The sequence below is a fragment of the Embleya scabrispora genome (assembly GCF_002024165.1).
Lineage (GTDB): Bacteria > Actinomycetota > Actinomycetes > Streptomycetales > Streptomycetaceae > Embleya > Embleya scabrispora_A.
Genome location: NZ_MWQN01000008.1, coordinates 1 through 24,270 on the forward strand (window position 1 = coordinate 1; position 24,270 = coordinate 24,270).

28 protein-coding genes are annotated in these 24,270 nt (G+C 70.8%); 13 read left to right on the forward strand and 15 right to left on the reverse strand.

All coding sequences use genetic code 11. From position 1 onward, the window contains the following. A partial coding sequence (locus tag B4N89_RS50565) for a hypothetical protein (RefSeq protein ID WP_414646494.1) occupies positions 1-208 on the forward strand: 208 nt, incomplete at its 5' end. Between the two features lie 239 nt (positions 209-447). Here the strand turns inward: B4N89_RS50565 and B4N89_RS47315 are convergent. From B4N89_RS47315 to B4N89_RS47320, 3 genes are all read right to left on the reverse strand, one after another. Continuing rightward, entirely contained in the window at positions 448-1,830 is a 1,383-nt protein-coding gene (locus tag B4N89_RS47315) for a hypothetical protein (protein ID WP_078982896.1), read from the reverse strand. A gap of 9 nt (positions 1,831-1,839) precedes the next feature. Then, positions 1,840-1,974, reverse strand: a complete 135-nt coding sequence (locus tag B4N89_RS52935) for a hypothetical protein (protein ID WP_268812626.1) — start codon at positions 1,972-1,974, stop codon at positions 1,840-1,842. Positions 1,975-2,145: 171 nt separating this feature from the next. Further along, complete coding sequence (locus B4N89_RS47320; RefSeq protein WP_078982897.1) at positions 2,146-2,592, reverse strand: hypothetical protein; 447 nt, start codon at positions 2,590-2,592, stop codon at positions 2,146-2,148. Positions 2,593-2,845: 253 nt separating this feature from the next. Here B4N89_RS47320 and B4N89_RS47325 point away from each other — a divergent pair, with 253 nt between their 5' ends. Both B4N89_RS47325 and B4N89_RS50570 read left to right on the forward strand, forming a co-directional pair. Further along, positions 2,846-3,709: a hypothetical protein gene (locus B4N89_RS47325; protein WP_143658519.1), complete on the forward strand. Its 864-nt coding sequence runs from the start codon at positions 2,846-2,848 to the stop codon at positions 3,707-3,709. Then, positions 3,706-3,867, forward strand: coding sequence for a hypothetical protein (locus tag B4N89_RS50570; RefSeq protein ID WP_161501091.1), 162 nt, complete (start codon positions 3,706-3,708; stop codon positions 3,865-3,867). The genes B4N89_RS47325 and B4N89_RS50570 overlap by 4 nt, the downstream gene beginning before the upstream one ends. A gap of 66 nt (positions 3,868-3,933) precedes the next feature. Here B4N89_RS50570 and B4N89_RS47330 read toward each other — a convergent pair whose 3' ends face one another. Together B4N89_RS47330 and B4N89_RS47335 are read right to left on the reverse strand one after the other, a co-directional pair. Then, positions 3,934-4,698 (reverse strand): hypothetical protein, encoded by a 765-nt coding sequence (locus B4N89_RS47330; protein ID WP_078982899.1) that lies wholly within the window; start codon positions 4,696-4,698, stop codon positions 3,934-3,936. Between the two features lie 139 nt (positions 4,699-4,837). Then, a complete protein-coding gene (locus B4N89_RS47335) occupies positions 4,838-5,326 on the reverse strand; it encodes a hypothetical protein (protein WP_143658521.1) in 489 nt (162 codons plus the stop codon). Between the two features lie 502 nt (positions 5,327-5,828). Here B4N89_RS47335 and B4N89_RS47340 point away from each other — a divergent pair. After that, positions 5,829-6,356: an RNA polymerase sigma factor gene (locus B4N89_RS47340; protein ID WP_078982901.1), complete on the forward strand. Its 528-nt coding sequence runs from the start codon at positions 5,829-5,831 to the stop codon at positions 6,354-6,356. Beyond that, positions 6,353-7,141: a vWA domain-containing protein gene (locus B4N89_RS47345; RefSeq protein WP_078982902.1), complete on the forward strand. Its 789-nt coding sequence runs from the start codon at positions 6,353-6,355 to the stop codon at positions 7,139-7,141. Before B4N89_RS47340 ends, B4N89_RS47345 begins: the two co-directional genes overlap by 4 nt. Before the next feature lie 34 nt (positions 7,142-7,175). On the opposite strand, the gene B4N89_RS47350 is transcribed toward B4N89_RS47345, so the two are convergent. Beyond that, positions 7,176-7,400: a hypothetical protein gene (locus B4N89_RS47350; RefSeq protein ID WP_143658523.1), complete on the reverse strand. Its 225-nt coding sequence runs from the start codon at positions 7,398-7,400 to the stop codon at positions 7,176-7,178. 232 nt (positions 7,401-7,632) lie between these two features. Here B4N89_RS47350 and B4N89_RS47355 point away from each other — a divergent pair, with 232 nt between their 5' ends. Together B4N89_RS47355 and B4N89_RS47360 are read left to right on the forward strand one after the other, a co-directional pair. Further along, on the forward strand, positions 7,633-8,364 hold the full coding sequence (locus B4N89_RS47355; protein WP_078982904.1) for a hypothetical protein: 732 nt from the start codon (positions 7,633-7,635) through the stop codon (positions 8,362-8,364). A gap of 607 nt (positions 8,365-8,971) precedes the next feature. Beyond that, positions 8,972-9,361, forward strand: coding sequence for a hypothetical protein (locus B4N89_RS47360; protein WP_078982905.1), 390 nt, complete (start codon positions 8,972-8,974; stop codon positions 9,359-9,361). Positions 9,362-9,503: 142 nt separating this feature from the next. On the opposite strand, the gene B4N89_RS47365 is transcribed toward B4N89_RS47360, so the two are convergent. The 3 genes from B4N89_RS47365 to B4N89_RS47375 form a co-directional block, all read right to left on the reverse strand. After that, positions 9,504-10,181 (reverse strand): helicase associated domain-containing protein, encoded by a 678-nt coding sequence (locus B4N89_RS47365; RefSeq protein ID WP_078982906.1) that lies wholly within the window; start codon positions 10,179-10,181, stop codon positions 9,504-9,506. Between the two features lie 503 nt (positions 10,182-10,684). Further along, entirely contained in the window at positions 10,685-10,945 is a 261-nt protein-coding gene (locus tag B4N89_RS47370) for a hypothetical protein (protein ID WP_078982907.1), read from the reverse strand. Beyond that, complete coding sequence (locus B4N89_RS47375) at positions 10,942-11,292, reverse strand: hypothetical protein (protein ID WP_143658525.1); 351 nt, start codon at positions 11,290-11,292, stop codon at positions 10,942-10,944. The genes B4N89_RS47370 and B4N89_RS47375 overlap by 4 nt, the downstream gene beginning before the upstream one ends. A 273-nt stretch (positions 11,293-11,565) precedes the next feature. Here B4N89_RS47375 and B4N89_RS50575 point away from each other — a divergent pair, with 273 nt between their 5' ends. After that, positions 11,566-12,387 carry a hypothetical protein gene (locus B4N89_RS50575; protein ID WP_161501092.1) on the forward strand — a complete coding sequence of 274 codons (822 nt, stop codon included), beginning with the start codon at positions 11,566-11,568 and terminating at the stop codon, positions 12,385-12,387. 649 nt (positions 12,388-13,036) lie between these two features. Here B4N89_RS50575 and B4N89_RS47385 read toward each other — a convergent pair. Then, the gene (locus tag B4N89_RS47385) at positions 13,037-13,237 is read right to left on the reverse strand and encodes a hypothetical protein (RefSeq protein WP_078982909.1); all 201 of its coding nucleotides are present in this window, start codon (positions 13,235-13,237) and stop codon (positions 13,037-13,039) included. Between the two features lie 204 nt (positions 13,238-13,441). Here B4N89_RS47385 and B4N89_RS47390 point away from each other — a divergent pair, with 204 nt between their 5' ends. Together B4N89_RS47390 and B4N89_RS47395 are read left to right on the forward strand one after the other, a co-directional pair. Beyond that, positions 13,442-13,729: a hypothetical protein gene (locus tag B4N89_RS47390; protein ID WP_078982910.1), complete on the forward strand. Its 288-nt coding sequence runs from the start codon at positions 13,442-13,444 to the stop codon at positions 13,727-13,729. 8 nt (positions 13,730-13,737) lie between these two features. Next, positions 13,738-13,992: a type II toxin-antitoxin system RelE family toxin gene (locus B4N89_RS47395; RefSeq protein ID WP_078982911.1), complete on the forward strand. Its 255-nt coding sequence runs from the start codon at positions 13,738-13,740 to the stop codon at positions 13,990-13,992. Positions 13,993-14,221: 229 nt separating this feature from the next. On the opposite strand, the gene B4N89_RS52490 is transcribed toward B4N89_RS47395, so the two are convergent. From B4N89_RS52490 to B4N89_RS47420, 5 genes are all read right to left on the reverse strand, one after another. Then, positions 14,222-14,389 (reverse strand): helicase associated domain-containing protein, encoded by a 168-nt coding sequence (locus B4N89_RS52490; RefSeq protein ID WP_235619414.1) that lies wholly within the window; start codon positions 14,387-14,389, stop codon positions 14,222-14,224. Positions 14,390-14,730: 341 nt separating this feature from the next. Beyond that, positions 14,731-15,753, reverse strand: a complete 1,023-nt coding sequence (locus tag B4N89_RS47405) for a tetratricopeptide repeat protein (protein ID WP_235619416.1) — start codon at positions 15,751-15,753, stop codon at positions 14,731-14,733. Next, the gene (locus B4N89_RS52495) at positions 15,693-16,910 is read right to left on the reverse strand and encodes an ATP-binding protein (protein WP_235619415.1); all 1,218 of its coding nucleotides are present in this window, start codon (positions 16,908-16,910) and stop codon (positions 15,693-15,695) included. Before B4N89_RS52495 ends, B4N89_RS47405 begins: the two co-directional genes overlap by 61 nt. Positions 16,911-17,107: 197 nt before the next feature. Then, on the reverse strand, positions 17,108-17,497 hold the full coding sequence (locus tag B4N89_RS47410) for a hypothetical protein (RefSeq protein WP_143658527.1): 390 nt from the start codon (positions 17,495-17,497) through the stop codon (positions 17,108-17,110). A 706-nt stretch (positions 17,498-18,203) separates the two neighbouring features. Continuing rightward, positions 18,204-19,412: a methyltransferase domain-containing protein gene (locus B4N89_RS47420; protein WP_078982916.1), complete on the reverse strand. Its 1,209-nt coding sequence runs from the start codon at positions 19,410-19,412 to the stop codon at positions 18,204-18,206. Between the two features lie 381 nt (positions 19,413-19,793). On the opposite strand from B4N89_RS47420, the gene B4N89_RS47425 reads away from it, so the two are divergent. The 3 genes from B4N89_RS47425 to B4N89_RS47435 all read left to right on the forward strand — a co-directional run. Continuing rightward, on the forward strand, positions 19,794-20,225 hold the full coding sequence (locus B4N89_RS47425; protein WP_078982917.1) for a trypco2 family protein: 432 nt from the start codon (positions 19,794-19,796) through the stop codon (positions 20,223-20,225). A gap of 513 nt (positions 20,226-20,738) precedes the next feature. Next, a complete protein-coding gene (locus B4N89_RS47430) occupies positions 20,739-21,866 on the forward strand; it encodes a hypothetical protein (RefSeq protein WP_268812627.1) in 1,128 nt (375 codons plus the stop codon). After that, positions 21,863-24,270 (forward strand): hypothetical protein (locus tag B4N89_RS47435; RefSeq protein WP_078982919.1); only part of this gene is annotated, 2,408 nt, incomplete at its 3' end. The genes B4N89_RS47430 and B4N89_RS47435, both read left to right, overlap by 4 nt.

The window sequence follows — 24,270 nt, forward strand, 5'->3', positions numbered from 1 at the left end:
CCGAGACCTGCGCACCGTCCTGGACGAGCTGGTCACGCACGAACTCGGCCTCGTGATGGCCGAGGTGCCCTGGCTACGGCAGGTGGATCCCTACTTCGGCGCCGGACTGGCGCACACCCTGAACCAGATGTTCGACCTCGTCGAACCCCCGACGTTCCCCGATCTGTGGGGAGGCCCCCAGGGGTTCGCGGACGACCCGCCCTTTTGAGACTCCGGGTCCCGGTTTCGCGCCGGCCTGTCCACGTCGTCGCCGCGAACGATGGGCCACACGTTCTCCTCCTCCCCGAAGCCGGCGGGGGCGTACGACTCGGGCACCGGGCTTCTTCGGTTTCGGGCCGGAAGCGGGCCATGATGGACGCCTGGAGTCGGGGGCGGGACGTCGACGCACGGCCGCACCACCGAGGGGGCTCCCGCCTGGTGCACCGACCCGTGGGCACAGGGACGGTCTCAGGCCTCGACTTGGGGTGATTCGGTGGGTAGCAGCCGTTCGGCGAGCGACGCGCTCGGCAGCGAAGCCGTGTCCACGTCGATGGTGCCGCTCGCCCGGCCGGGCATGTTGGTGCCCGTGGCGCGCCAGCGCAAGGGGAGGGAGCGTGGAGCGGGTGCCCGCGCGGCGATCGTCACCGGCTCGAGATCGACGGCGTCGAACGCGCGCACGGACACGGGGGAGAAGACGATCTCGACATCGCCGTCGTGCTCGTCGATCTCGGGGACACGCGGATCGGGGAAGCGGTATGCCAGGGCTCCGAGGTCGCGCGGCGACCACGTCGCGTTTCCTTGCGTCACCCACTCCGGAACGGGCGACGGCAACAGATTCCTGCGCCGCGGGCCGTAGGCGCGCGGCGGGTCGGGAAACGCCGCCACCGGCGGCGCATCGGCAGGGAGAGCGACCACGGTCCCGTCCTTCGCGACGGTGACCACGACCTGGACACCCTCGACGTAGTGCTTGCCCGTGTTCACCAGTCGAAACCGCAACGGCGGCGCGGAGGCGAGCAGCGCGTGGGCCTCGCGTACGAACCTCTCCCGGCAGTCGGCGAGGTGTGCCTCGACCTCGGCACGATACTGGTCGGGGGAACGCGGGTCGGGATCCGTCGTGGTGAACGCCAGGGACACGTACGTCCGGCGCACGCGCTCGCCGATCGCGCGCAACTCGGCGACGTAGCGGAGTTCCTCCGCCGTCAACGTCTCCCCGGCGCGTTCCCGGGCGTCCAACTCCGCCCCCTCCTCAAGCGTCCTCGCGTCCGCACCCGATTCGGCCACCACCGCATCCACCGCGGGGAGCGCCGACGCGTCGAACCCCTCACTGTGCCGGGCCCGCCGCGCCTCCCAGGTCTCCAGGGAGGCCAGCGCCTCGCGCCTTCGCTGTTCGAGCCACGTACGCAGGAAGTCCGCCCCCAGGTCGAACACGGGCACCTCGCCGACGACTTCGAGGCAGACGACGTCGTCGATCTCGGGGCCGCTCTCGCGCGTCAACAGCCGCCGGATCAACGCGATGTCCTCGGACGTCAACTGCTGCCCCTCCTGGGCGTTCTGAGCCTCCTTCCACTCCTCCAACTCCTCGACGGGATAGACCGACTCGTGACCGTCCACGATGGGATGGTGCACTCCACACAGCAGGAGGAGGTTCTCGAAACCGTTGATGTCGCCCTCGTAGAGGGGATCATGGCGGGGGCCGCCCGGCTTCTCCGAACGAATGTGCGCGATCTGCACGACCGGTGTCGGACGACCGCGCTCCCACAGAATCAAGGAGTGCCCACAGCCGGGATACGCGCAAGACTGCGCGCCGCCGAACAACAGCTTGATCGTCGAATCGGTGTAACTACGCCCCATGACCCCAGGCTAACGAGCCCACCGAGTGAGCACCGGCGGCAAACAGCGAAGTCCGAGCCTCGCCAGAGCGGTCGACCCGTGTTCGGCGTACTCGTGCAACAACAGGGCGAGTTGCCGTCGGTCGGTGTCGTCGAACCCGGTCATCGCGCCAGCGTATCGGTGCCCCCGGGAGCCCCACCCGGGCGAGTTCCGGTTTCCCGGCCCGCGTGAGGCGCGGATCGCGATCGCGTGCGACCGCGCCCTCGGTGGTGTCATCTCTCGGGCGGGTCGGGTGCAGGGGACGGCGGTCGATGTCTGCGCAGTGCCGGTTTCGGATCACGGGATTGCCGTGCTCGCCCACTGCGATGGTGACGTCGGCGCCGCAGCGGGGGCAGCGGACGGCGAGGAACGCGTCGGCGAGGTCGCGTCGAGCCCCCACGCCCAGGCCAGGCGCCCCTCGAGCGCGAGCATGCCGCGCAACCGGTGGACGTAGTGCGTGTCGTGCGCCTGGCCGGGGAGATGCGCGTCCGCCACGACCGCCGTCTCCGCGGTCCGCGCGGCGTGCGGCTCCAGCGCCGAGTCGTATTCGCGGTAGCGGCGTCCCACCGAGACGATCTCACCGGCCGGGAACACCGCCGTGCCCCGATCCTCGGGGGCTCCGTCGACGGCGGCTTCCCACAGGGGCAACGCCGCGAAGCTCGCGGGGCACACGCTCTCGTCCCGACACAGCCTGCCGGCCGGGCTCGGCGCCGGAAGTCCGGCGCGAACGAGAGTGCGGAGCATCCGGCGAACCACGCCACGAGACCACCGTCGACCGCGAGCGCGAACTCGCCCGGCGACCGCCCACGACGTGTCCCGGTGCACCCTCGGCGACGCCGCCTCGCGGGAAGCACGGGGTGTCGGTGGGGCCGGCTACGCTGCGCGCGCCGGTGTCCGGCGCGGCGGCGTGGCCGCTCCGAGGCGGGCGGGGTGCGTGACGGCGTGTCGTAGATCGACGTGTTGCCACCCGGTGAGGGGATACGGGGAGGGGCGGGGGATGGGCGAGGGTATGGACGCCGAGGCGTTGCACGAGGCGTGGAGCGCTGGGGAGGCGTCGGGGGAGGAGTACGGGTCGCAGGGGTGGGAGGGGACGGACGGGGACGTGTGGATGGTGGTGGCGGGGATGTCCCTCGACGTTCGGGAGGGTTTCCGCTACGAGCGGGTGCCGTTCGCCCGGTTCGCCGACGAGCCCGACGTGCCCGGGGAGTTGGAGCGGATGCGCTCCGCCGATCCCGCCACGGCACGCGAGGCGAGGCAGGCGTTGGGGTACGCCATGTACTGCGAGGGATGTCGTTTCCCGGTGGGGGCGTTGGCGGTGCCGTTCCTGCTGCGCATCGCGGCAGACCCGTTCACACACGATCGATCCTCGGGATTGGAGATGTGCGCGTTGGTGGCACGCCGGAACTTCTGGGACGACGGAACCAGGGCCGGCCTGCTGCGGGTCGCGTACGCGGACGACGACGTGCGTTACGGCGTGGACGGCTCCGTACAGAACCGGGTGATCCGCGCGGCGCGTAACGCGATCGCTGCGGACGCGCACATCCCGATTGCACTGCTGGACGACCCGGACCTGCGGGTACGCGAGATGGCCGCCTACGTCCTGGCCGCCGCCTCCGACCGGGCCCGGGAGATCGCCACCGCCCTGCACACCCGCCTCGACGTCGAGCAGGACGCCCGCGTGCGCGCGGGCCTGGTCCTGGCGATTGCGCAACTGGCCCGGGAACACCCGCTTGAGGCACGGCCGCGTTCACCCACGCCCTGTGGTCGGACACGACCGCTCCCCCGGAGGTGCGGGTGTGCGCCGCGTTGGGGTGGCTGTGCCTGGTCGAGGACCCCGTCCCCGACACCCTGCGCACGATGATCGAGGAGAGCGTCACCCCCGAACTCCACCGACTGTTGTCCCCGACGCCGTGGCTGACGCAGGTCGACGACCTGGGCGTCGACGGCTTGTCCCACACTCTGTGGCAGATGCTCGACCCCGACACCTGGCCCGGCCCTGCGCCGGAGCCGTGCTTCTGACGTCCCGCGCCCGAACCGCGGTGGGCCGCGGCCGGAGCCGACGGTCTCCGGGCGCGGCCGGGGCGTTCATGTGCCCGGGAGCTTGGGCGTGCCGTCGGATTGGACTCGTTTCTCGAACGCGGGGGCGATCGCGAACGCGCGTCCGCAGGGCGGGCATTGTGCAGTGCCGAAGACGTACGGCAGACCGCGGGCGAGCGAGGCCTGCCCGTCGCGGACCGCGATCGCGTGCAGCCGCGCACCCGGCGGTGCCATCTCCCCGGGCACGGTCGGTCGCAGGGGCCGGCGGTCGATGTCTCCTCGATGCCAGTCCCGGATCGCGGAGTAGTCGCCGTAATCACCCACCGCGATGGTGACGTCGGCGCCGCAGTGCGGGCAGTGGACGGCCAGGAACGCGTCGGTGAGGTCGTCGAGCCCCCAGGCCCAGGCGAGATGCCCCTGGAGCGCGAGCAAGCCGCACAGCAGATGGACGTAGTGCGCCTGGTGCGCGTGGTCGGCGAGATGCGCGTCCGCGACGACCGCCATCTCCGCGACCCGCGCGGCGTGCGAATCCAACACCCGGTCGTAGCAGCGGATCCGCCGTCCCGCCGAGACGATCTCACCGGCCAGGAACACCGCCGCGCCCCGATCCTCCCTGGAGCCGCCGACGGCGACCTCCCACAACAGGGGCAACGCGGCCAGGCTCGCGGGGCACACGCTCTCGTCCCGACACAGCCTGCCGTGCAGGGCACGCCAGGCCCGCTCCCGATTGTGCGGCGCGAGCTTCGCGAACAGCAGCACGGGGATGTCGTCCGCCGAGCCTTCGAAGTCATGCAGCCGCGACCAGTCCGTCATGGGAGCGCATTCAACCAGCCGCCACGGACGCCACCCGCCTCCGAGCTGTGCGGAGCGACCCGAGCGACCGACGATCCGAATTCGAGGTGCGAGGGCTCGGAGAGTCCTTCGTGCGGTCCGGCCGCGAGGAGCGGGCCGTTCACGACGTCGTCGTGGGGGAGGTCGAGGCCGAACCGTCGGGCCCGATGGCGCCGGGGCGTGGCGTTGCGGCGTAGGTGGCCAGGCGTGCCGCGGGGTCGTGTTCGAGGTCGCCGTCGGCGATGGCGTCCCGCAGGTCGTGGGACAGGGCGATGGTCGACGGGAGGGGTGTGTCGTCCGCGCGGGACGATCCGACGGGCAGTCCCGTCAGCAGCGTTCGCACGGCGAAGGCGATCCGCTCGGGCGCCGGGACCGCGACGGACAGGAGGTCGTGAGGGCGGGCAACGTGCCTGCGGGCGTCCGCCGTTCCACATCGCCACAGGGACACCTGGTCCCAGATCAGCAGGCGCCGGGGCTTGCCGGGGGCCGGGTCGGAGATGTCGATTCGGGCCTCCAGGAGGGTCAGTTCGCGATCATGAGGCCCCCATCTCCGCGTGCGGTGGGCGATGACACCCGGACCGGTAACGAGGTCGCCCAACGCCTTCTCCACCGCCACGACGTAGGCGGCGTGAGGAGGAGGATCTCCACCAGCCGGCGGACGAGGTTGCGCTTCGCCGAACCCCCGACCATCTCCGCTGCGCCTTGACGCTACGAAAACCGGCCGCAGAGGTCGTTCACCTGGGTGTGGCGGAGGCCGACGGACGTATGGTTCGCGAGGACTTCGCGCAGTCACCGGGCGTGAACGGCAACCGGACGGACGGGATCGGGCGACCGGCCTCGGCAGCGGAGTTGTTGCCCGGCGGTGGACGCGCCGATTCCCGGCCGGTGGAGTGCGGGCCCGGCTTCGCCCGTGAGGGGCGCATCGGCGCCCTGTCAAGTTGCCCGCTGGGCGACACACTGCGCCTGCACCGGTCCCGTTTTCCGGATCCCCCATGTTTCGCCCGGTATAGCCGTCTGCGAAGGAGCGATTCCATGCGGTTTTTCCCTGCGGCTGGACCGTGTGTACGGAAGACTCCTAGGCGTCGATACGCACACGAACAGGGGGCGCACTCGTGGCGGGGACACCGGGGGTTCCTTCGGGTTTCGAGGAGTTCTACCGCCGCGACCACCGCCGCATCCTGCTGTTCGTCCGCAAAGCCCGAGGCGCCGAGTGGGGTGATGCCTGGGACGCGGTGCAGGCCGGCTTCGTCAAAGCACTCGAGCGATGGGACCGGATCAAGGATCCTTCCACATGGATCCGCACCACGGTCCTGCGGGAATTCGATGCCCAACGCAGGCGTCCGCGTGAGGATTTCCAACGCGCGTTGCGCGCGCAATCAGGCGAACAGCCGGACTTCACGGCGCAGTGGGATCTCAAAGAGGAGACGCGGCAGGTCTACGACTGCCTGACCCGGCTGCCCCGACGCCAGGCGGAGGTGATGGCGTGGACGTTCGACGGCTACAAGCCCGGCGAGATCGCACGGATTCTCAGCGAGGCCAACCCCGACGCACCGACGAACCCCGCAGCGGTGCGCGCAAGCCTGGCCCTGGCCAGGCGCCGACTGAGAGAATCGCTACTCGACGAAGGCGGGACGACATGAGCGGCCACGAACAAAACGCGGACGACGAACTCGACCGGCTGCTGGGCGATGCGGACGCCGACCTCGACCGGGCGCTGCGCCGGGTTGTGGATCCGGACGCGGGACTGGGGACGGTACTCGACCAGGCCGGGCGTGCCAGCAGCACGCAAGAGAGCCCGCGGTTCCGGAAGCCGAAGCGCGTGTGGCCGCTGTACCTGGTGTGCGACACGTCCGCCTCCATGGCAGGCGAGCCGATTGCCGACCTGAATGCGGCGATTGCCGACTTCCTCGACGTCGTTGCGGCCGAGGTCTCGGGCACCGACGTGGTCATGGTTGCGGTCATCGGATTCGGGAGCGAGAGCCGCCTTGTCCTCCCGCTCACCAGGCTCGACCGTCTGACGGCGGTCCCGGCCCTGACAGCAGCCGGTGTGACGAACTACCAGGCTGCGTTCGAGATGTTGCGAGACACGGTCACCCGCGACGTGGCAGACCTGCGAGGCCGCGGGATGATGCGGTTCGGCCGACCGTTCGTCCTCTTCATCTCCGACGGCCGGCCCACCGATCAGTCCGGCCGGCTCGCGCCCGAGGACGTCGCGTGGCGGCTGCTGGCCAAGCAACTGCGCGACAGGCAGCAGGCCGAGATCGTTGCGCTCGGGTTCGGCCATGCCGACCGCGCGATTCTCGCGGACATCGCCGCCGGCAGTGTCGTCATGGCGGATGCGGGCTCCCCGGACCTGCGCGTGTGGCTGGCGGGAACGTCCGCCGCCGCTCTGCGGAAGCGTCTACGCGCGGACGTGCAGACCTGACTCGTGGTCGCCTGGCCCGGCCCCGCTCCCGGCGTCACCTTCCGGTCCCGGCGTGGTCACGCGGCTCCGGCTGCCGTATGAGCGTGACACGGACCCTGTGGCCGTTGGCGTACTGGTCGTCCATGTCCAGCCGCGTTCCCGGCGCGATCTGCCGCACGACACCGACCACATAGGCTCGCCGCTCCTGGTCGAGTGTGGCCCGCCAGCGCAGACGCAACCACAACCCCGCCAACGCGCACACGTTCCCGAAAATGACCATGACAGCCGTGACCAGCATCGGCGCGTCCATCGGACCCCCTACCGAGTCGTCGCAGCCACTGCAGGCCGCACCACACCAGGTAGAGGGATGAGGACACGGGAACGTGAAGTCCGAACACGACTTGATCCGTGCAGCGGCGGGCGTTCCGAAGCCGACGTTCAGTCACCGATGTTGACGCCATGCGACCTGCGCTGAGCTGCCTCGGTCGGTCGGTGTCTTGTGACCCGAGGTTATGGGCCACTTCGCGGCGACCGTCGCCGACGACCACCACTCGGCCCGCGGCTGGATGCACGGCCTGGCCCAGTTCATGACCGACCGAGCCACCCCCGCCCCCGCGGTCACCGTCCACTCCTACACGCACGTGCGCAACGGCCGCGCTCCCGACCACGTTCGTCCCGTCGACCGCGACATCACCCCGCTGCACACCGACGCGAACCTGATGTGGGCGCTGCGGATGACGCTGCCCGACGTCGTCTACACCACCGACACCGATCGGGACGGCGTCAACGCCTGGATCCACGACGGCGTCGCGTCCTGGGCCGTGGTCACCACGCTGCCCGACGGCGGCGCCCGCACCGAACAGGGCGGCCCACGACGCCTGTTCGACGCGTTCGAGACCGCCTGGGACGCATGGGTCGCGCACGGCAGCGTCAGCCGCTGGGACCACGGCATCACCCTCACCGAACACGAGCAGTACGTCTGGGAAGGCGATCCCGACACCGGCCGCCGCCACCACCTGCCCACCCCGGCCCCCGCCGCCCACCTGAACACCCGACCACGATCCCGGTCGGTCGCCGCACGACACCCGGCCCACCGCCGCGCGGCACCCCGAACCGCCATGGCGTTCACGGCAATGCCGGCGGGTCCCACAGCGGCGCGTACTGCGGGTCGTTCGCGAAGCGCGCGGCGGCCGAGCGGACCACCGCAAGGGTACGGCTCCCGGCAACGCTCGCAGTGGCCGTGAAAATGGAGGGTCAGGCGTACCAACTCCTCGACCCGCAGCGGCCACACGATGTGTTCTCGAATCGTCGGACCGTGCGCACGTGCCGCCTCGGCCCGCTGCGCCGCAAGGCGGCCGCACGGCGGGTGCGGGCTCCACCACAACTCGAACGGCACCTCGTGGCCGCAGATCTCGGCGGTGGCCTCGTCCCACGCCCTCCACGCCCCCGCGCCCGCGTCCGGCCCCGGACCGGGCCCGCCGGCGAGGCGTTCCTCCAGCCAACGATGGCGGAACCAGCGGCCGGCCGCCTCCCCGGTCTTCGACTTGTTGTGGCGCGGATGCTCGGTGACGACGGCGAACGACTCGGCGAATTCGGCCCGCGATCGAGAGTCGAACCACTCGATGCCCGCCGACACGACCTGCGGCCACTGCGGACGTGTGATGCCTGCGGAGACCGCACACTGGCCGACCGGTGTCTCCGTGGGCGCGCGGGCCGTGAGGTGTCCCGCGGTCCGGCCGAGGGCCGGGCCGCGGGATGGGCGTTGCCTGCGGGGTGGGGTTCTCGTTGGGTGGTGTGGCCGGGCGGCGACGGCTCGCGCCGGCCGCCTCACGAGCAAAGGGGAAAAAGGTCATGACCGACGTCCAGACGAACACGCCGGTCCGCGAGGGCGGCCCGGATTCGGCCGTGGACCGGGTCGCCGACTTCTACGGCGCCTACATCGACGCCATCGACGACGGCACCGACGACCTCGGCAGCCAGTTGCGCGCCCACTACCTCACCGAGGATCTGCACCAACGCCTGGCCGCCTGGGAAGAGGCCAACAACGCCGACGGCGTACTACGCGCCCGGGACGTCCCCACCCGATGGGAGGTGCGCTACCACGACTCGGGCGCCGGGCACCTGTTCACCACCGTCACCCTCACCTGGGGCACCGGCCCCGACGCCGGACACACCCGCCTCGCCGTACAGAGCGACCTGAGCACCAAGCTCATCTCCGACATCGAGGACGGCGGCGCCTGACACCCACTCCGAACCGCCGGCGAACCGACCCGCCCCACAGGCCCGCCATTCGAGAACGCGAGGCCCCGACCACCACGGTCGCAGCCTCGCGTTCTCGAATCACGAACACCGGACCACCGGGCCCGAACATCGACCACAGACCTCATGTCCAGCGCATGCCCAGCGCGTCCAGCTCGGCGATCCGCTGCTCCGAGAGTTTCGCCTTCCTGCTCCTGGTGGTGGTGATCCACACGCCCAGCCGGACGTCCTCGGGCCACCCGTCGAACGCCACCACGGTCTCCACGTGGGCGCGCGGCACTTCGAGGTGCCCGACCCGGGCCCGGTACGCCGCCGCCGCACCCACCGTGATCGCCCACGCCTGCTCACGCGTGCGCTTCGGCCGAGGCCCGTCCGGCACCGCCACCGCCCCGGCCTCGGCCGAGCCGGCGGTGTCGGCCAGCGCGGGCGGGGTCAACCCGAGCGCAAGCAGCTGCTCGCGCTGCGCCGCGTTCAACCCGTCCCACCCGGACCGCTGCCGAGCCACCCACCGACCGATCGACGTCCCACGGTGAACCACGTCCAGGCCCACGTCGTCCAACCGCCCGCCCTCGCCCCGCCCGGCCCGCTCGGTCAGGTAGTCGGCCGCGTGGGTCAGGTGCCGCTGCCACGCCACCGGCCAATGCGGCGGGTGCCATTCCTCGCCGTCGACCAGGGCGTCCAGCGCCGCGCTGCGCCCGGTGGGGAGTTCGCCGCGCCGGTCCTGGGTGCTCCGGTGCCGTCGCTGTCGACGTTCCTGCGCGCGCCCCGCCGGGATCTGACTGCGGGGGAGCGGGTCGGCCACCGCAAGAGACCCGGAAGCCGACCGGTGGCTGGACGTGTTCGCCAAGTGCCCCCGAACCTGGCGCAACCACACCTGGGAGGCCGACCACGTCCAGGCCCCGCTGCGTGTATCCGCCGACGGCGACCACGTCCACCCCTACGTCACCTGGTTCATCAACTGCGCGACCAACGCGATCACCGGCATCGCCGTCACGCCCGGCGTTCCCACACGTGCCTCGGTCCCGGCCGCGTTGCGTTCCGCGATCGTGCGCACCGACCGACCCCTACGGCCCGTTCGGCGGCCTGCCCGAACACGTGCGCTTCGACCGCGACCAAGACTTCCTCTCCCGCGCCGTGACCACCGCACTCACCGCACTGGACGCCGACATCACTGCCCTCCCGCCCTCCCGCCCTCACCAGAAGGGCATCATCGAGAACCTCGACCATGGCGTGGACCGGATGCTGTCCGCCGCCCTGCCCGACTACAAACGAGTCACCCAAAGTGCGGATTCGGACGTGCAGGTGTCAGTGGGCGGGGAGGTGTGTCGTCTGCAGGACGTAGACGCGTTCGCTGCGTACCACGATCAGGTACACGAACATGCCGTCGTCGACGTAGGCGGTCGCCGCGCGGGGATTGGGCCCCTCGTACAGCGTTCCGTCGAGATACAGGGCCTCGGCCGCGCGGACGATCTCCGCGACCGCGGTCTCGACCAGGGCGACGAAGGCCTCCGGTGCCCCGCCCACCACGCTCGCCTGGTCGGGTTCGTACTCCCAGCCCCAGCTCACACGCCCACCGCGGCGTAGGCGGCCCGCAACAACTCGCCGGCGACCCGAACACCGCGGGCCCGCACCCGGGGATCGTCGCTGACGGTGTCGACCTGCTCGGCGTGGTGGTAGCGGAACGCCAGGTCCGGGTGACGCTCGATCTCCGCGATCGCCGCCCAGTGCCGCAACCAGCCCCGCAACGGGTCGAGCCGGTTGACCTCCAACGCCTTCGCGGTCGCCTCGCGCTGGGACCGGTCCATCTCGGGAAGCCAGTGCGGCGCCAACAACGCGATCGCCGCACGCACGCCCTCGATCGTGCCCTCCGGCCGCGCGATCACCGGAGTCGAATACTCGGGCTCGGCAGTCACCCCACACCCCTCCCTCACGACGATCCGACGGCCACACTCTAATCGCCGGTGCCCCACCGACAGGGCATCCCGCCGACCGGCCGCCGGATCCGCCGACACACACCATCCAGACGGCCGCCGCCTGGACACCGCGCACCTGTCCGACCGGACAACCCCGAACAACTCGCCGCCCTGCTCCACGCCCGAGCCTTCCGCGCCCGCCGCCCGCGCTCGAGGCCAAAGCCGCCCTCCACCGCGCCGTCGTCGGGTCCGGCCGCCGGGGATCAGCCGCCGATGTCGAACACGCCCCACGCGGGTGAACGGCTCGGCCTGGACGTGGATCCTGCTCGCTCGACCGACGACCCGCCGGCGGCCGGGGGCGGGACCGTCGGGCAGCGTGAGCACACCGACGCCCGTCTGATCGACGGATGTTTCGGTGAGCTCTCCGTGGGCGAGTCGGTCCCGCTTCTCGCCGTAGCCGCCGTAGAAAACCACCCGGTCGCCGTGGACGGCCACCGCGTTGGCACCCCGTACGCGGTTCGCCCACACCCTCACAGGCCGGTCGGGGTGTATCTCGACGAGCGGGAAGTCCGTGTACGGGCACGCCCAGGCGGTGGTGCCCGACACGTTCAGGGCGTAGCAGTCGAAGAGGCCGGGGATGCGGGCGCCGTCCGACGTCCAGGCGAGCCGGCCGGTGGCGCTCCAGCGACGGATTCCGGCCGGGTTCTCGTCGAAGTGACCGACCCGGATGTGGCCGTCCTCGTCGACGAGCAGGTGTTCGATGGCGTCCCCGACGGAGAAGGACGACACCTCGCGGCCGAGCGCGTCGAAGACTCGGACCTGGTTCGCGTTCTTGTATCGGCGGGCGCGGGGCGCGGCAACGACGAATCCGCCGTCGGGCAGGCGGTCCAGGCGTGGCCAACGGGCTCGCACGGCGCTCAGCTCGGTGAGTTCGACGTTGCCGCCCGGGTGAACGGAGACGACCAGCGCGTCGAAGGGCGGCAGATCGCCGGCGGGCTGCGGAGCACGTTCGGTGAGCAGCCAGTGGGCGACGCCGAGGACGTCGACGGTACTGGTCAGGACGTGGCGGTCGTGGTGGGCTCGGTAGGGCGGTGAGCAGGCCGACCTCGCTACGCAACCTGTTGGAGCCAAATATGGGAAATTGCCATTGGGCGGCATGTCTGGGGCCGTTTCCATCGCGGCAGTGACAGCGGTGTACGTGTGACCGGAGGGACTGAAACTCGTGAATGGAAAGCTCCAAGTGTCTCTGTGTGAGATTTGCAACATGCCTCTACCCGTAGTTGGACCTCCGATTGGTCTTGATGGAAAGCCAGTGCTCCTTGTCATCGACTGTGATTTCTGCGATGCCATGTATGAGTGCCTCAATGGAGGCGAACTCCGTCGTCTCCCATTGGCTCCGATTAGCCACAGATGGACTGCTTCGGTGCTGGCCGATCCTTCTTCCGGGGCAGCCATGGTGGAACATGCGCTCTGCGGTGCTACGACGCTGTGCGGGTTGGCGGCAGAATTGGTCCTGACCTACAGACACCATTGGCGGCCACGATTGATCCATGTATGGCCGTGGCCCAAGTCGTGCACCACATGTCGCCGAGTGGCTCGCGAGCGGATCCGAAAGTGGCCTCCCGAGTGATCGCTGTTGTGAGTGTGCGTCGTGGTGGCGGTGTTTGGTCGTCAGTCGGGTTGATGCGTGCTGTGGGTGTTTGTGTGCTGGTCGGGGTGTGGACGTGTGTGATCGTTTCGACTGTCACTCGGTGGCGGTGCGGCGGACGGTGAGTGGGGGCAGGCCGCGGGCTCGGGTGTGGGTGGCGGTGACGGGCGAGGAGAACGGGGTGTTCAGGGTGGTGGTGGCGACGGTGCCGCCGTCGCCGGTGAACGTCTGGGTCACGTAGGCGAATCCGGCGTCGAAGGTCAGGCACTCGCGCTCCAGCTTGGAACCGGACGGCACCGTGTCACCCCCTTGACACTTCCGCCTGAAGACACGCCCGGCACGAAGCAGGCGGAGGTTACGGAAGTCGGCCAGGACGATCGTTGGTGCGTCAGCGGTCGAGGCCCTAGACGTCGAGGGCGTGGAGGTGCTTCGAGGTGTCCGAATCGACGCTCCGCCGCGCCGTCTACCGATCTTCGCTCTCGTGCCGGCAGGCTGGGTGTCATGGCGGATTCGGATTGGACGCACGTCGTGCGGGGGGAAGTCGTCACGCTGCCGGGGACGCTGGGCGGTATCCGCGCGGCGTTGCCCGAGGAGCGGCGTGAGGAGTTCGACAAGGTCGTGTACGACACGCCCCTGGAGCACCTCGTGCGGCGCGTGGTCCTGGACTGGGCGCTGCCGCCCGAGGCCCACGAGGAGGCCGAGGAAGCCCTCGAACGCGTCCGCCGGGGCGATTACACCGGCGTCGTCGACCCCGACGGCAATCCGGTGACCGGCCCTCCCACTGTGTAGGAGACATCGTGGCCCGCTATCGCGTGCAGTTCACCGACAGCGCCGAGAACAACATCGCCAAACTCCCCGCCACACGCCAGCGGCAGATCAAGAGCGCCGCCGACAGCGCTCTCGGCTCCGACCCATACGGCAACGGCTCCTCGTCGGTGCGCGGCAATCGCGACCGCCGCGACGTCACCCTCGCGAACGCCATCCTCACCTACGAGGTGAGCCCGAACGTCGTGGTCGTCACCGTCGTCCAGGTCGTCGCCCCTTTCGGCTGACTTCGTCATCGAGCGATGTGTAGGCCCCATCCGGACCCAGCCCGACGGGTGAGTTCCGAGCGGGGCATGGCGGCGGTGGCCCGCGACCCCGTACGCGCGGAACCTCCCCGCGCGGCCCGTCTACGACTGCAGCGACACGGCCGTGGGCGACGTCATGATCCGCCAGGAAGCTCCAAGGCCCTCCTGTTGGTGACCGTCGTCCGCCTGGTTCCGCTCTGACCGGGCCCGTTCACCAGCGCATGCCGAGTTCGGTGAGCAGCCGCACCCGTTCCTTGGTCAGCGATTCGCGTCGGGCGCGTTGGTTGTTGACCCACTTACCGAGCCGCACCTCGACCCCGACGGCGGCATCGCCCTCGCCCGCGCCGTCCTCGGGCCCGGCCGCCGCCTCCGTCGTCACGGTCTCCACGTGCGCGGGGCACTTCGAGGTGTCCTTCGCGCTCGCGGTAGGCGACGGCCGCGGCGAACGCCGTCTCCCACGCACCCCGACCGCGCCTTCGCGCCCGCGCCCCGTAGCAGTCGAGACCGGGGCCGCCACCGCCGCCGGTCCTCGCGCCGCGACCTTCCGCGCCACCACCGCCGGCAGCCACCGTCACACCGCCCTTGACGCCGTCGCCGCCCGCCGCGCCACTCTCGGGCACGGTGAGCTGACATCGATTCACAGCGACATCACGCAGCCCAACGGCCGGAAGATCACGCCTGCTTACCTGTCGGCTGGATCCCCGTTCGTTAACGGCACCCTCACCTAGACAGCGCTCTTTCCAGGTTCACCCGCACCGTCGCGGTCAATGGATGGCCGGGGCCGAGCACCCGCTCGGAATCGGCGAGGGTGTCTCGGTACAGCCGGATCGCCCGTCCCAGGTCTCCCGCCGCCTCGTACGCCGCTGCGAGGTTGTTGCGGGCACCCAGCGTGTCAGGGTGGTCGGCGCCCAGTACCCGCAGCCGATCGATCTGGGTCTGCTCGTGCAATGGGGTGGCCCTCGGGTCACCTGCGTTGTAGTACGCGATCGCGAGGTTGTTGCGGGCGGTCAGCGTGTCAGGGTGGTCGACGCCCAGCACCCGCTCACATTCCGCCAGGGCGTGTTCGTTCAGCGCGATCGCCCGGCCCAGGTCCCCCGCCCCCTGGTACGCGTACGCGAGGTTGTTGCGGGAAACCAGCGTGTTCGGGTGGTCGGTGCCCAGCACCCGCTCGCGCTCCGCGAGGGTGCGTTCGTACAGCGGTATCGCTCGCCCCGGGTCCCCGGCCGACTGGTACGCCGCCGCGAGGTTGTTGCGGGCGGTCAGCGTCTCGGGGTGATCGGCGCCCAGTACCCGTTCGAGATCGGCGAGGGCGTGTTCGTTGAGCGGTATCGCTCGCCCCGGGTCCCCGGCCGACCGGTACGCCGCCGCGAGGTAGTTGCGGGCGATCAGCGTCTCGGGATGATCGGCGCCCAGTACCCGTTCGAAATCGGCGAGGGCGTGTTCGATGAGCGGTATCGCTCGCCCCAGGTCTCCCGCCTCCCGGTACGCGCCCCCAAGGTTGGCCCGGAAAATCAGCGTGTTGGGGTGGTCGACACCCAGTTCTCGCTCGGAGTCGGCGAGGTTTCGTTGGTACAGCGGGATCGCCTGTCCCAGGTCCCCCGCCTCCCGGCACGTGTACGCGAGGTCGTTGCGCGCGAGCAGCGTGTCGAGGTGCCCGGCGCCCGACACGCGCTCGCGGGTGGTCAGGGCACGTTGGAGGGCGTGGATGGCGGGGGCGAGTGCGCCCTGCTCCCGTTGGTAGATGGCGGCGCGCTCGAGGGCGCGGGCGGTTTGGTGGGTGTCGTGGTCGGGGTGTGATGGCGGGTGAGGGCGTCGGTGTGGGGGAGGAGGGCTCGGCAGGTGGGCCAGTTCACGGGGTGTCTGACGTCGGTGGGGAAGGCGGCGGCGAGGAGTTCGGCGGCGACGTCGCGGGCGTGTGCAATGTGGTCAGGTCGGCGGTGGGGGTCGAGGGGCTCGGGGGTGCGGGCGAGGGCCTGGGTGAGGCGGTGGACGGTGAGGGTGCCGTCGTGGTGTCCGGTGACCATGTTGTAGGCGATCAGCCGGCCGATCGCGGCTGCGAGCTGGGGTGGTGCGGCCAACGGGTGGAGGAGGTCGCGGGGGATGTGGTCGGGGGCATACCAGGCCAGCACCCGCAGGATGTCCCCGGCCAGGGGCGTGTCGGTGAGGCGGTCGAGGGTGACGCGCCAGATCCGGGCGATGGTGCGGGCGGCGTCGCCGCCTTCGGCGGTCGCGGCGAACATCGTGGCGGGCGCGGTGGCGAGCATGTCCAGGTACGCGGTCGGACTGGTGCCTGTCTCGGCGCAGAACGCCGCGGCCTGCTCCACCACGAGAGCCAGGTGCCCGAGTTCCTCGCACACCGCGTCCGCGCCGGTGGTGTCGCGTGGGCGGTCGTAGGTGAGGATCCGGATGAACAGAGCGATCGCGTCGGTGGGTTCGAGGGTGTCCAGGCGCAGGGTGGAGGCGTGGTGGTACCAGCCGGTGGCGCGACGGGTGGTGACCAGAACCCGGCTCCGGTGGGCGGTCCGGTCCAGCAGGGGGCGGATGTGGGCGGGGTCCTCGACGTTGTCCAAGACGAGCAGCCACCCGGAGTGCGCGGCGAGCCACGCGACGCCGCGTTCGGTCTGCAACTCGGCGGGCAGAGTGGTGAGTCCGGGGTGGAGAGCGCGTGCGAGCGCGGCGACGCCGGCGTCGATGGCGGCCGGGGTGTCGGCGGTGATCCACCACCGCACCGCCTCGCCGCGCCGGCCGGCCCAGTGCGCGGCGAGCGCGGACTTACCCACCCCGCCCAGACCGTGCACTGCGTGCACCATCACCTCGCCGGCGTCCGCGAATGCCGCGTCCAGACGTTCCAGGTCACCGGCGCGGCCCACGAACAGGGGCGTGGCGGGAACGTTCGCCACACCGCGCCCTGCGGCGTCGTGGGGGATGGGCGCGTATGCTTCGGCAGGCAGCGCGATCTCGGCGTGGATGGCGACCGGGTTGTACTGATGTCCTCCAGCGGCGTTGGACCCGGTATCCGCCGAAATACTCGGCACCGCCGCCGCGACGTACCCGGGCTCGGGCTCGACGGGAGGCCGCTTCCCGCGGCGCCACCGGATCACGGGCCGTGCTGCGCGGTCGGATCGGTCATGCCGCCTCCCGACGCGTTCGATCCGCCCGACGCGGACACACCCGGCCCCGGAGCGGGAGCCGGGCTTGAACTCGGTCCGGTATAGCCGGCACGGGGGTTGCGCATGTCCCCACCGGACGCGTTCGACCCGCCCGACGCGGACACCGACACCGTAGGCACGGGGTCCGTCGTGGGCGGGGCGAGCAGCACCCACACCGCTCCCACCGCCGCCACCACACCGGCCACCGCCCCCACCACACTGCCCACCGCCACCGCCGTCGCCAGATCAGCGACCACGGCCAAGGCGATCAACCCCACCGAAGCCGCCACACCTACAACCGCCACGGCCACCAGACACGCCTTACGCCACGCCGTCATGACCCCATCGTCCAACCACCCCCATGATCAAGTCCCGCGAACCCCACACGGATGTTGACCGGACCTGACACCGCGACCGGGGCCGTGACGCGTCGCAAGACCATCGGCGGGGCCAACGTCGCCGACGACCACATGTTGTCCATGGCCCCGCGCTTGCGCGACCAGGAGATGAGCCTGCGCGGCATCGCCGCCCGACTTGTCATCACCACCGGCAAGAAGAAGGGCCGCCACCCCTCACCGGCGACCGTCATGCGCATGCTCCGCGAGCACGACGAGAAAGCCGCTCCGGCCTCATGGTTGACCAACCTCGGTCACGCAGCGTTACTTGTCGTTTCGTCGTCCCTTTGGGAGAACAGGGCCGAATCCGGGGGTACAGAAGCGGCACGCCCGGCTGCCACGTCACACCGTGTGACGATCGCGCGCTCAAGATCATCGGCATTACCCCCCGCAATACGGGGCGCAATCGGGGGTCCATTCGGGGGTTCGATTTATATCGGACTCCCCTCGGTCGGGATCGCCGCAGGTCATCGCTCCTGTATGCCATCTCGGATGGCACAGACTGGTATGAGATATCGCATGTAGAACCGTCAATACCGTCCGGCAGCATCACCGGGGACGCGACACGCCCGAACCGGCCGTCGCGGCCCGCAAACCGTACAAGCATCGCGGACACCCGGCCTCCCGCGCCGGAGGCATGCCGTCGGGCCTACCGCGTCTCGACGGCCGTTCGCGCAGGGGCGAGCGGGTGGTTTCGGTCGCGGTACCACGCCTGTTGCTCGACGGTGGCCGCTCCGCCGGTCGTGTCGACGCCGGCGGTGAGGCCGAAGTCGTGAACGGTGGGGCGTCCCTGTCCGTCCCACCAGCACCACGCCGCCTCCACCTCGTCCCACAACCGTCGCGGCCCGCTCTGCAGGACGTGGGGGGTGCACCCCGGGGCGAATCCGGCTGCGGCGGTGGAGTGCCCGAGGCCGGTGTCAGCGGCGTACAGCCACAACGTCCCGCCGCCGTGTCCATCCGGAACAGGCTGGGCAAGGCAGTCGCGAACGCACAACCCGAGGACGAAACCCACGGGATCGAACGGCCCGGCGACCACGTCGCCCCACCCGAGCGAGGTCGTGGACGCGGCGGCGGTGGCGGTCCAGTCGTCGGGGAGCGCCGCTGCGCCGTAGTGCCGGCGGTCGGGGCGTTGGCGGCGGAGTTTCATGAACGCGGTGGCCATCGTGAACGACCCGCTCGCACCACGCCGGTCCTCGTCCACGACCAGGCGCAGCGCGCAGTCCCCGGTGCTGTAGTCCGTTCCCCAGGGCATGACGATTACCGCGCCCGCCCTGGCCTGCTCGATCCACGCCGCGGGGATGAGCCGCACACCGGCGGTGACCTGGACCCGATCGTAGGGACCTGCGTCGGGGTGTCCGAGAACACCGTCGCCGGTGACGACGCGGACGGCGTCGCCGTATCCGGCCCGTGCCAGGTTCGCCCGGGCCTGCTCGGCGAGTTCGGGGTCGATCTCGACCGAGACGACGTCGCAGCCGCGCGCGGCCAACAGCGCGGCGCTGTACCCGGTCCCGGTCCCGATCTCCAACACCCGCATGCCCGTCTGGGCGTCGAGGTCGAACAGCATCTCGGCGACGGTCGAGGGCGCCGACGCCGAAGATGTCGCCAACCGCCCCGCGCCGTCGCCCGTATGCGGGCCGTCGTCCCACTGGGTCACCAACGCCCGATCCGAATACACCGCCGCCCGCCACGCGTCGGGATCACGGCGGCGGTCGACGACGACGTCGCCGTCCTCGGGCCAGACCCGATCGGGAAGGAACTCCCCCCGCGCGACCCGCTCGAACACCGGCTGCCACCCCTGCGGCAACACGCCTTTGCCCTCCAACAGGGCCGCCAGGGAAACGGGACCGACGACGGTCACGGCTTGCGCCGCTGACCGGGCCCGGGGGGCGTACTGCCGTCCTTGGACGGATCACCCGGCGTCGGATTGGGATCCGGCTGCGGAGGCTGAATCGGAGCGGGCGGACCACCATGATCACCGGGCATCGCGAACCAACTTCCGAGCGGCTACTGAACGCACCCTAGGAACCCCGGAACGTAAGCGTCAAGACGCTGCATGAATCCGATCGGCGAACGCAGTCCGCTCGCCCCAGGCACGACCGCGCGGTATCTGCTGGTTCCATCGGGGGAGCAGGCCCGGACCCGACCGGCCCACGTCGCCCCGCCCTGGAGACCGTGCTGCCGCGCGCTCGCGCCACCCGACGGTCAAACTGTATTAGTAGCCACTAATAAGGCATCGAACGTGCCCACTCTGGGCCTGTCCGACGTTCTCGAGGCGTTCGGACAAGACCTCGTGGACGCGGAGACGAGAGCTGAGGAAGCGGGATACGGGCTCTTCCTCGACGCAGTGACGGCCGAACTGGAGATCATCGCGACCGAGAGCGGCGAGAAGACCGCACAACTGGGAGTTCTGGCCTGGGTCGTCGGCGCCTCGGCGGGGGGGAAACGAGAACGGACGACGACCGGAGTCCATCGAGTCATCCTGAGCCTCACCTCCCACGGACCGCCCGGCCCGATTGACGGCGCGACACCCGCCGAACCCACGAACGGAGCCGGAGATGAGGGGCCACCGTCGGATCCGGACGTCCGGCCTCTGCACCCTCTGCCCGATTCCCGACCCCCGGCGCTCGAACACCGGGATCCCGAAAGGCCGTTGCCCAAACTCGGACGCTGAAGTCGGCGGGTAGCCCTCCGACACCGGCAACCCGCAGACGAGCACCGGTGGCACGGGTTCACGCAAGGCAGGAATCCGCGAAGCCGGCCAAGCCGAGGGCCGCAACGAAGGCGACGCCCGCAGCGAAGCGCAAGCTGGCAGAGAAGACGACCGCCACGAAGAGGACCGCCGCAAAGGACACGCGGAAGGCAGTCACCGCGAAACAGACAACCGCCAAGAAGACGACCGCGAGAACTCCCCAGCGGTAGGCAGTGCGGCCGTCCTCCGGCGAAGCTGGCCTGCGCCGCCGGTCGGGTGATCGTGTGGGGCCGGATGGGTGTAGCGGCTTGTGCGCATGCAACGACGGCGCCCCTCGCTGCCTATGGTCCGGGTGGATACACCGGATGACGGCCCTGCGGGGCCCTCGACTGGCGTCCCAACGGCGATGGCCGGGACGCGGATTCCGAGGAATAGTTGAACAGCATTTCTTTCAGCGACGTGTCCGCGCGGACGCGTTCCGCCCCCACGCGCGTGGTGACTGCGGCGCTACGTGCCGGAGTGGCGGTTCTCAACGCGGACGATCCGCGGTCGTGGCGCGAGCTCGCGCGCATGCACGGCGTCGTCCTCGGGTGCCTTCCGCCGGGTGAAGGCCCGGCCACTCCGGCGGAGTTCCGCCTTTGTCTTCGTCTGCGGTTGCGGGACTGGGTGCCGTTGGACTGGTCGCTCGTCGCGCCGGAGCTCGGCGACCTGGCCGTCCTGGTCGGCGACGGCGGCGCCGGACTCGCCTTGTCGGACGAGGCGTTCGACGTCGGCCAGGAGTACGTCCAGGCTCTGTTCGACGACACCGGCGGATTCGACGGCGGCCGGGAGTGGCTGCCGTCGTGGGCCTGGCAGACCGCCGAGCAGGTGGAGCGGACCACGTTTCGAGGCTTGGCAGAGGGTGATCAGGCCGGGTACGTCGCCGGCCGACGGATGCTCATCGAGGTCGCCGCGGCAACCGAGGAAGCGCTGCTGGAAGAGTATCTGCGGCGCGGTGCGGCACGGCTGGACGCCTACGAGCCGATCCCGGACGACCGCGTGGTGATCCGCGGTGACGCTCGATGGTGGTGGCCATGCCCCGAGTGCGGATATCCGATGCTGGTCGACCACTTGAGTGTGCGCTGCCCGTATCGACAACACCGCCAACGGTTCCTGATCGCGTCCGACGGCCGGGGGAACGCACCGGTTCTGTTCAACGCACCGCGCCCACCGAAGGCCCGCCGCGCCGAGCGGGTGTGGTGCGTGCGTTGGGGGGTGTGGCGGCACATCACGGTGCCGGGCCGCTCCGAGGTGCCGCTGCTGGCCTGGCTGGACGACCTCGACGGGGTCGAGGTGGTGTGGTGGCAGGGCATGGACGCGGTTGACCTGGCCGTCACCTTCGCCGACGGGTCGGTGTGGACCGGGGACGTCAAGGACATCGCGAACATCGACGCGGTGGTGGCTCGGCCTCCGCGCGCGGATTTCGTGCTGCTGCCCCGCTGGCGCAGCGCGTTGATTCCCGCGCTGCGCGACCATCTTCCTGCCGGCCGGTACACGGTGTGCACGATCGAGCAGTTCAAACGCCGTGTGAAGGAACGTGTCGATGCGCTGCGCGCGGTGGGCGCCCCCGCGGGTACGCGATGACGCGCGGGAAACCGCTCGCGCCGCCGTGGGCGGTCCGCGCCGCGGTGCTGTTGGCGGCCGAGCTGTTCGAGAACCGGGCGACGCCGGAGGAGGCGTCGTGGCGGCGGGTGGTCTCGCTCGCGGACGCGCATTTCCTGCTGTCGGGCCACTATCACCTGTGGCCGCAGTGGCCGCAGCTGGGCGAGGAGATGCGGGACCGCGTCGTCCGGCTGCTCCGGCACCGCCCCAGCGAGTTGGCCGGCGAGGGCTCCTTCATGGCCGTGGTCGAGGAGGTCCTTGCCGGCGGAGCCACGGAGTTCGTGCGCGCGGGTGACCGACGCGTGGTGGTCCACCCGCATCGCGACCGTCTGAGCCGGATCGACGGGCTGCTCGACGCCCTGGACGACAACGCCCGCAGCCGTGAACGCAGGAACCTTGGCAGGCTGCGCCCGGCCCTGAACGGCACCTTCACCGCCGGCATGTGGGTGGACGATCCGGCCGGTCGGCGCCGCGAGGTGACCGCGTCCTACCGCATCGACCTCGCCGCCGCCCAGCAGTACGTCCCGCTGTCGCTGGGCAAACCCGCCGAACTCGACGATGTCAAAATCCCCTGGGACGAGGTCGAGGCGATCACCGCCGCGTTGGACTCCGCGTCCGCGCAGGTCCACCGGGTCCGCGCGGTGCGTGCGTTCCGCACCCACCTTCGCCATCGCGACGGCACCCCGGTCGGTGCGGTCTGGGAACTGCGCGCCGGTGTGACACAGCTGATGAATGCCCCCACCGGAATCGGGAAGAACGAGGCACTGGCGGACCCGATCGCCTTGTGGTTCGCCGCGCGCGGCCTGGTCGCGACCATCGTCGTCCCCCGCAACCGCGATGTGATGGCCACGGCCCACCGGCTGCGCCGGTACGCAGGGATCCTCGTCGGACATCCCGACGCGGAACGGCACGGCTGGGGCGCGCTCACCGCGCGGATGGTGCTGCCGCTGATGTCGACGCGGCGCCAGCAGGCGTTCGCAGAGCAGGCCGCCGCCAGCGGCACCGGGGACAGCGCGTATCGCCAGTGGGTGTTCGACGAACTCTCCTACAGTTGCGCCCTCGCGGCGTGCGCGTCGACGGAGACGGCCGTGGACACCTGGGATCCGGGCAGTGAGCACTGCAACGAGCTGACCGGCCCGGACGGCGAGGCGGCGTCCTGCCCGTGGTTCGCGGTGTGCGGGAAGTTCCGGCACCACCGTGCCGCCGCAACCGCGTCGATCCTGGTCGTCGGCCACCACAACCTGTACAGCGGGAACCTTCACGTCCCGGTCCGGGGCCGCGACGGGGACCGCGTCGGTGTCCCCATCGACGAACTGGTGCTGCGGCGCAGCCATGCGGTGTTCGTCGACGAGATCGACGCGTTGCAATCCGCCGGGTTCGACCGGGGCGGCCGCGGTGTGGACCTGGCGCGGTTCGACGGCCGCCGGCCGGGGCCGGTGCAGACGTTCGCGACGAGCTTCCGCAGCCGCGCCCGGATGCTGCCACCGTCCGCCCACGCGAACCTGCACCCGGCGGTGGCCCACCTGACCTGGCTCGCGGACGCCTACGTCTTCCATCTGGCACGCGGTGTCCTGACCCCGCACCGCTACAGCAAGGCCCGGCGGGTCATGCCGCGGCACTGGGACGCGTGGCTGGCGCACCTGCTGTTCGATCTGCCGAGGGACACCGCGCCCACACAGGCGCAGATGCACACCGTCGACCGGCTCTTCGACGCCCGCTACCCGTTCGAGGACGGGGAACAGGTCGAGGGGATCGGCGACATGGGCGCGCTGACGTCCCTCCAACGAAAGCTGTCGCAGATCACCGACCTGCACGGGTTCGACCTCCTGAACGCCACGAACCTGGAGGGCATCGGGGCGATCGCCCGGAAGGCGGCCGCCGCGCCGATGACCGACGCGCAGGAGGCGGTCCTGCCGCAACACGCCGTGCGGCGCGCGTTCCTGGAGAACATCAGGACCGTGCTGCGGCGGATCGGCCGTCGAGCGCCCCAGCTGCGGGCCGCAGGTATCGAAGCGGACGACCTGCTCGACGTCGTCACCGCGCACCGCCGGTGGCGGGCGGCACCCTTCGGGCCGCTCGGGCGGCCGCTGATCGCCTTCGAGGAGGTCTTCGACCCCGAGGACGTCTCGGCCACCCGGCTGCAACTGCACGCCCTGGCCGGCGACCCCCACACCTACACCGCCACCCTCGGCGACGTCACCGCGCTCGCCTACTGCGGCCGGCGCCGCATCGTGGTCGGCCTGTCCGCGTCCGCGTTCATGCCGTTCGCCTCCCGCCACCACCTGGTTGCGCCACTGACCTGGTACGTCCCGGACGACGTGGTCAGTTCGATCACCGTGCGCCTGGCCCCGGTCTCGTCGACCACGGCCGCGCTGTCCGAGGTGGT

Bases quoted from the DNA above. Each gene is read 5' to 3' on its own strand.
- B4N89_RS47315 (WP_078982896.1), bottom strand. From the start codon at position 1,830: ATGGGGCGTAGTTACACCGATTCGACGATCAAGCTGTTGTTCGGCGGC.
- B4N89_RS52935 (WP_268812626.1), bottom strand. From the start codon at position 1,974: ATGACCGGGTTCGACGACACCGACCGACGGCAACTCGCCCTGTTGTTG.
- B4N89_RS47320 (WP_078982897.1), bottom strand. From the start codon at position 2,592: ATGCTCCGCACTCTCGTTCGCGCCGGACTTCCGGCGCCGAGCCCGGCC.
- B4N89_RS47325 (WP_143658519.1), top strand. From the start codon at position 2,846: ATGGGCGAGGGTATGGACGCCGAGGCGTTGCACGAGGCGTGGAGCGCT.
- B4N89_RS50570 (WP_161501091.1), top strand. From the start codon at position 3,706: ATGATCGAGGAGAGCGTCACCCCCGAACTCCACCGACTGTTGTCCCCG.
- B4N89_RS47330 (WP_078982899.1), bottom strand. From the start codon at position 4,698: ATGACGGACTGGTCGCGGCTGCATGACTTCGAAGGCTCGGCGGACGAC.
- B4N89_RS47345 (WP_078982902.1), top strand. From the start codon at position 6,353: ATGAGCGGCCACGAACAAAACGCGGACGACGAACTCGACCGGCTGCTG.
- B4N89_RS47350 (WP_143658523.1), bottom strand. From the start codon at position 7,400: ATGGTCATTTTCGGGAACGTGTGCGCGTTGGCGGGGTTGTGGTTGCGT.
- B4N89_RS47355 (WP_078982904.1), top strand. From the start codon at position 7,633: ATGGGCCACTTCGCGGCGACCGTCGCCGACGACCACCACTCGGCCCGC.
- B4N89_RS47360 (WP_078982905.1), top strand. From the start codon at position 8,972: ATGACCGACGTCCAGACGAACACGCCGGTCCGCGAGGGCGGCCCGGAT.
- B4N89_RS50575 (WP_161501092.1), top strand. From the start codon at position 11,566: ATGTCGAACACGCCCCACGCGGGTGAACGGCTCGGCCTGGACGTGGAT.
- B4N89_RS47390 (WP_078982910.1), top strand. From the start codon at position 13,442: ATGGCGGATTCGGATTGGACGCACGTCGTGCGGGGGGAAGTCGTCACG.
- B4N89_RS47410 (WP_143658527.1), bottom strand. From the start codon at position 17,497: ATGACGGCGTGGCGTAAGGCGTGTCTGGTGGCCGTGGCGGTTGTAGGT.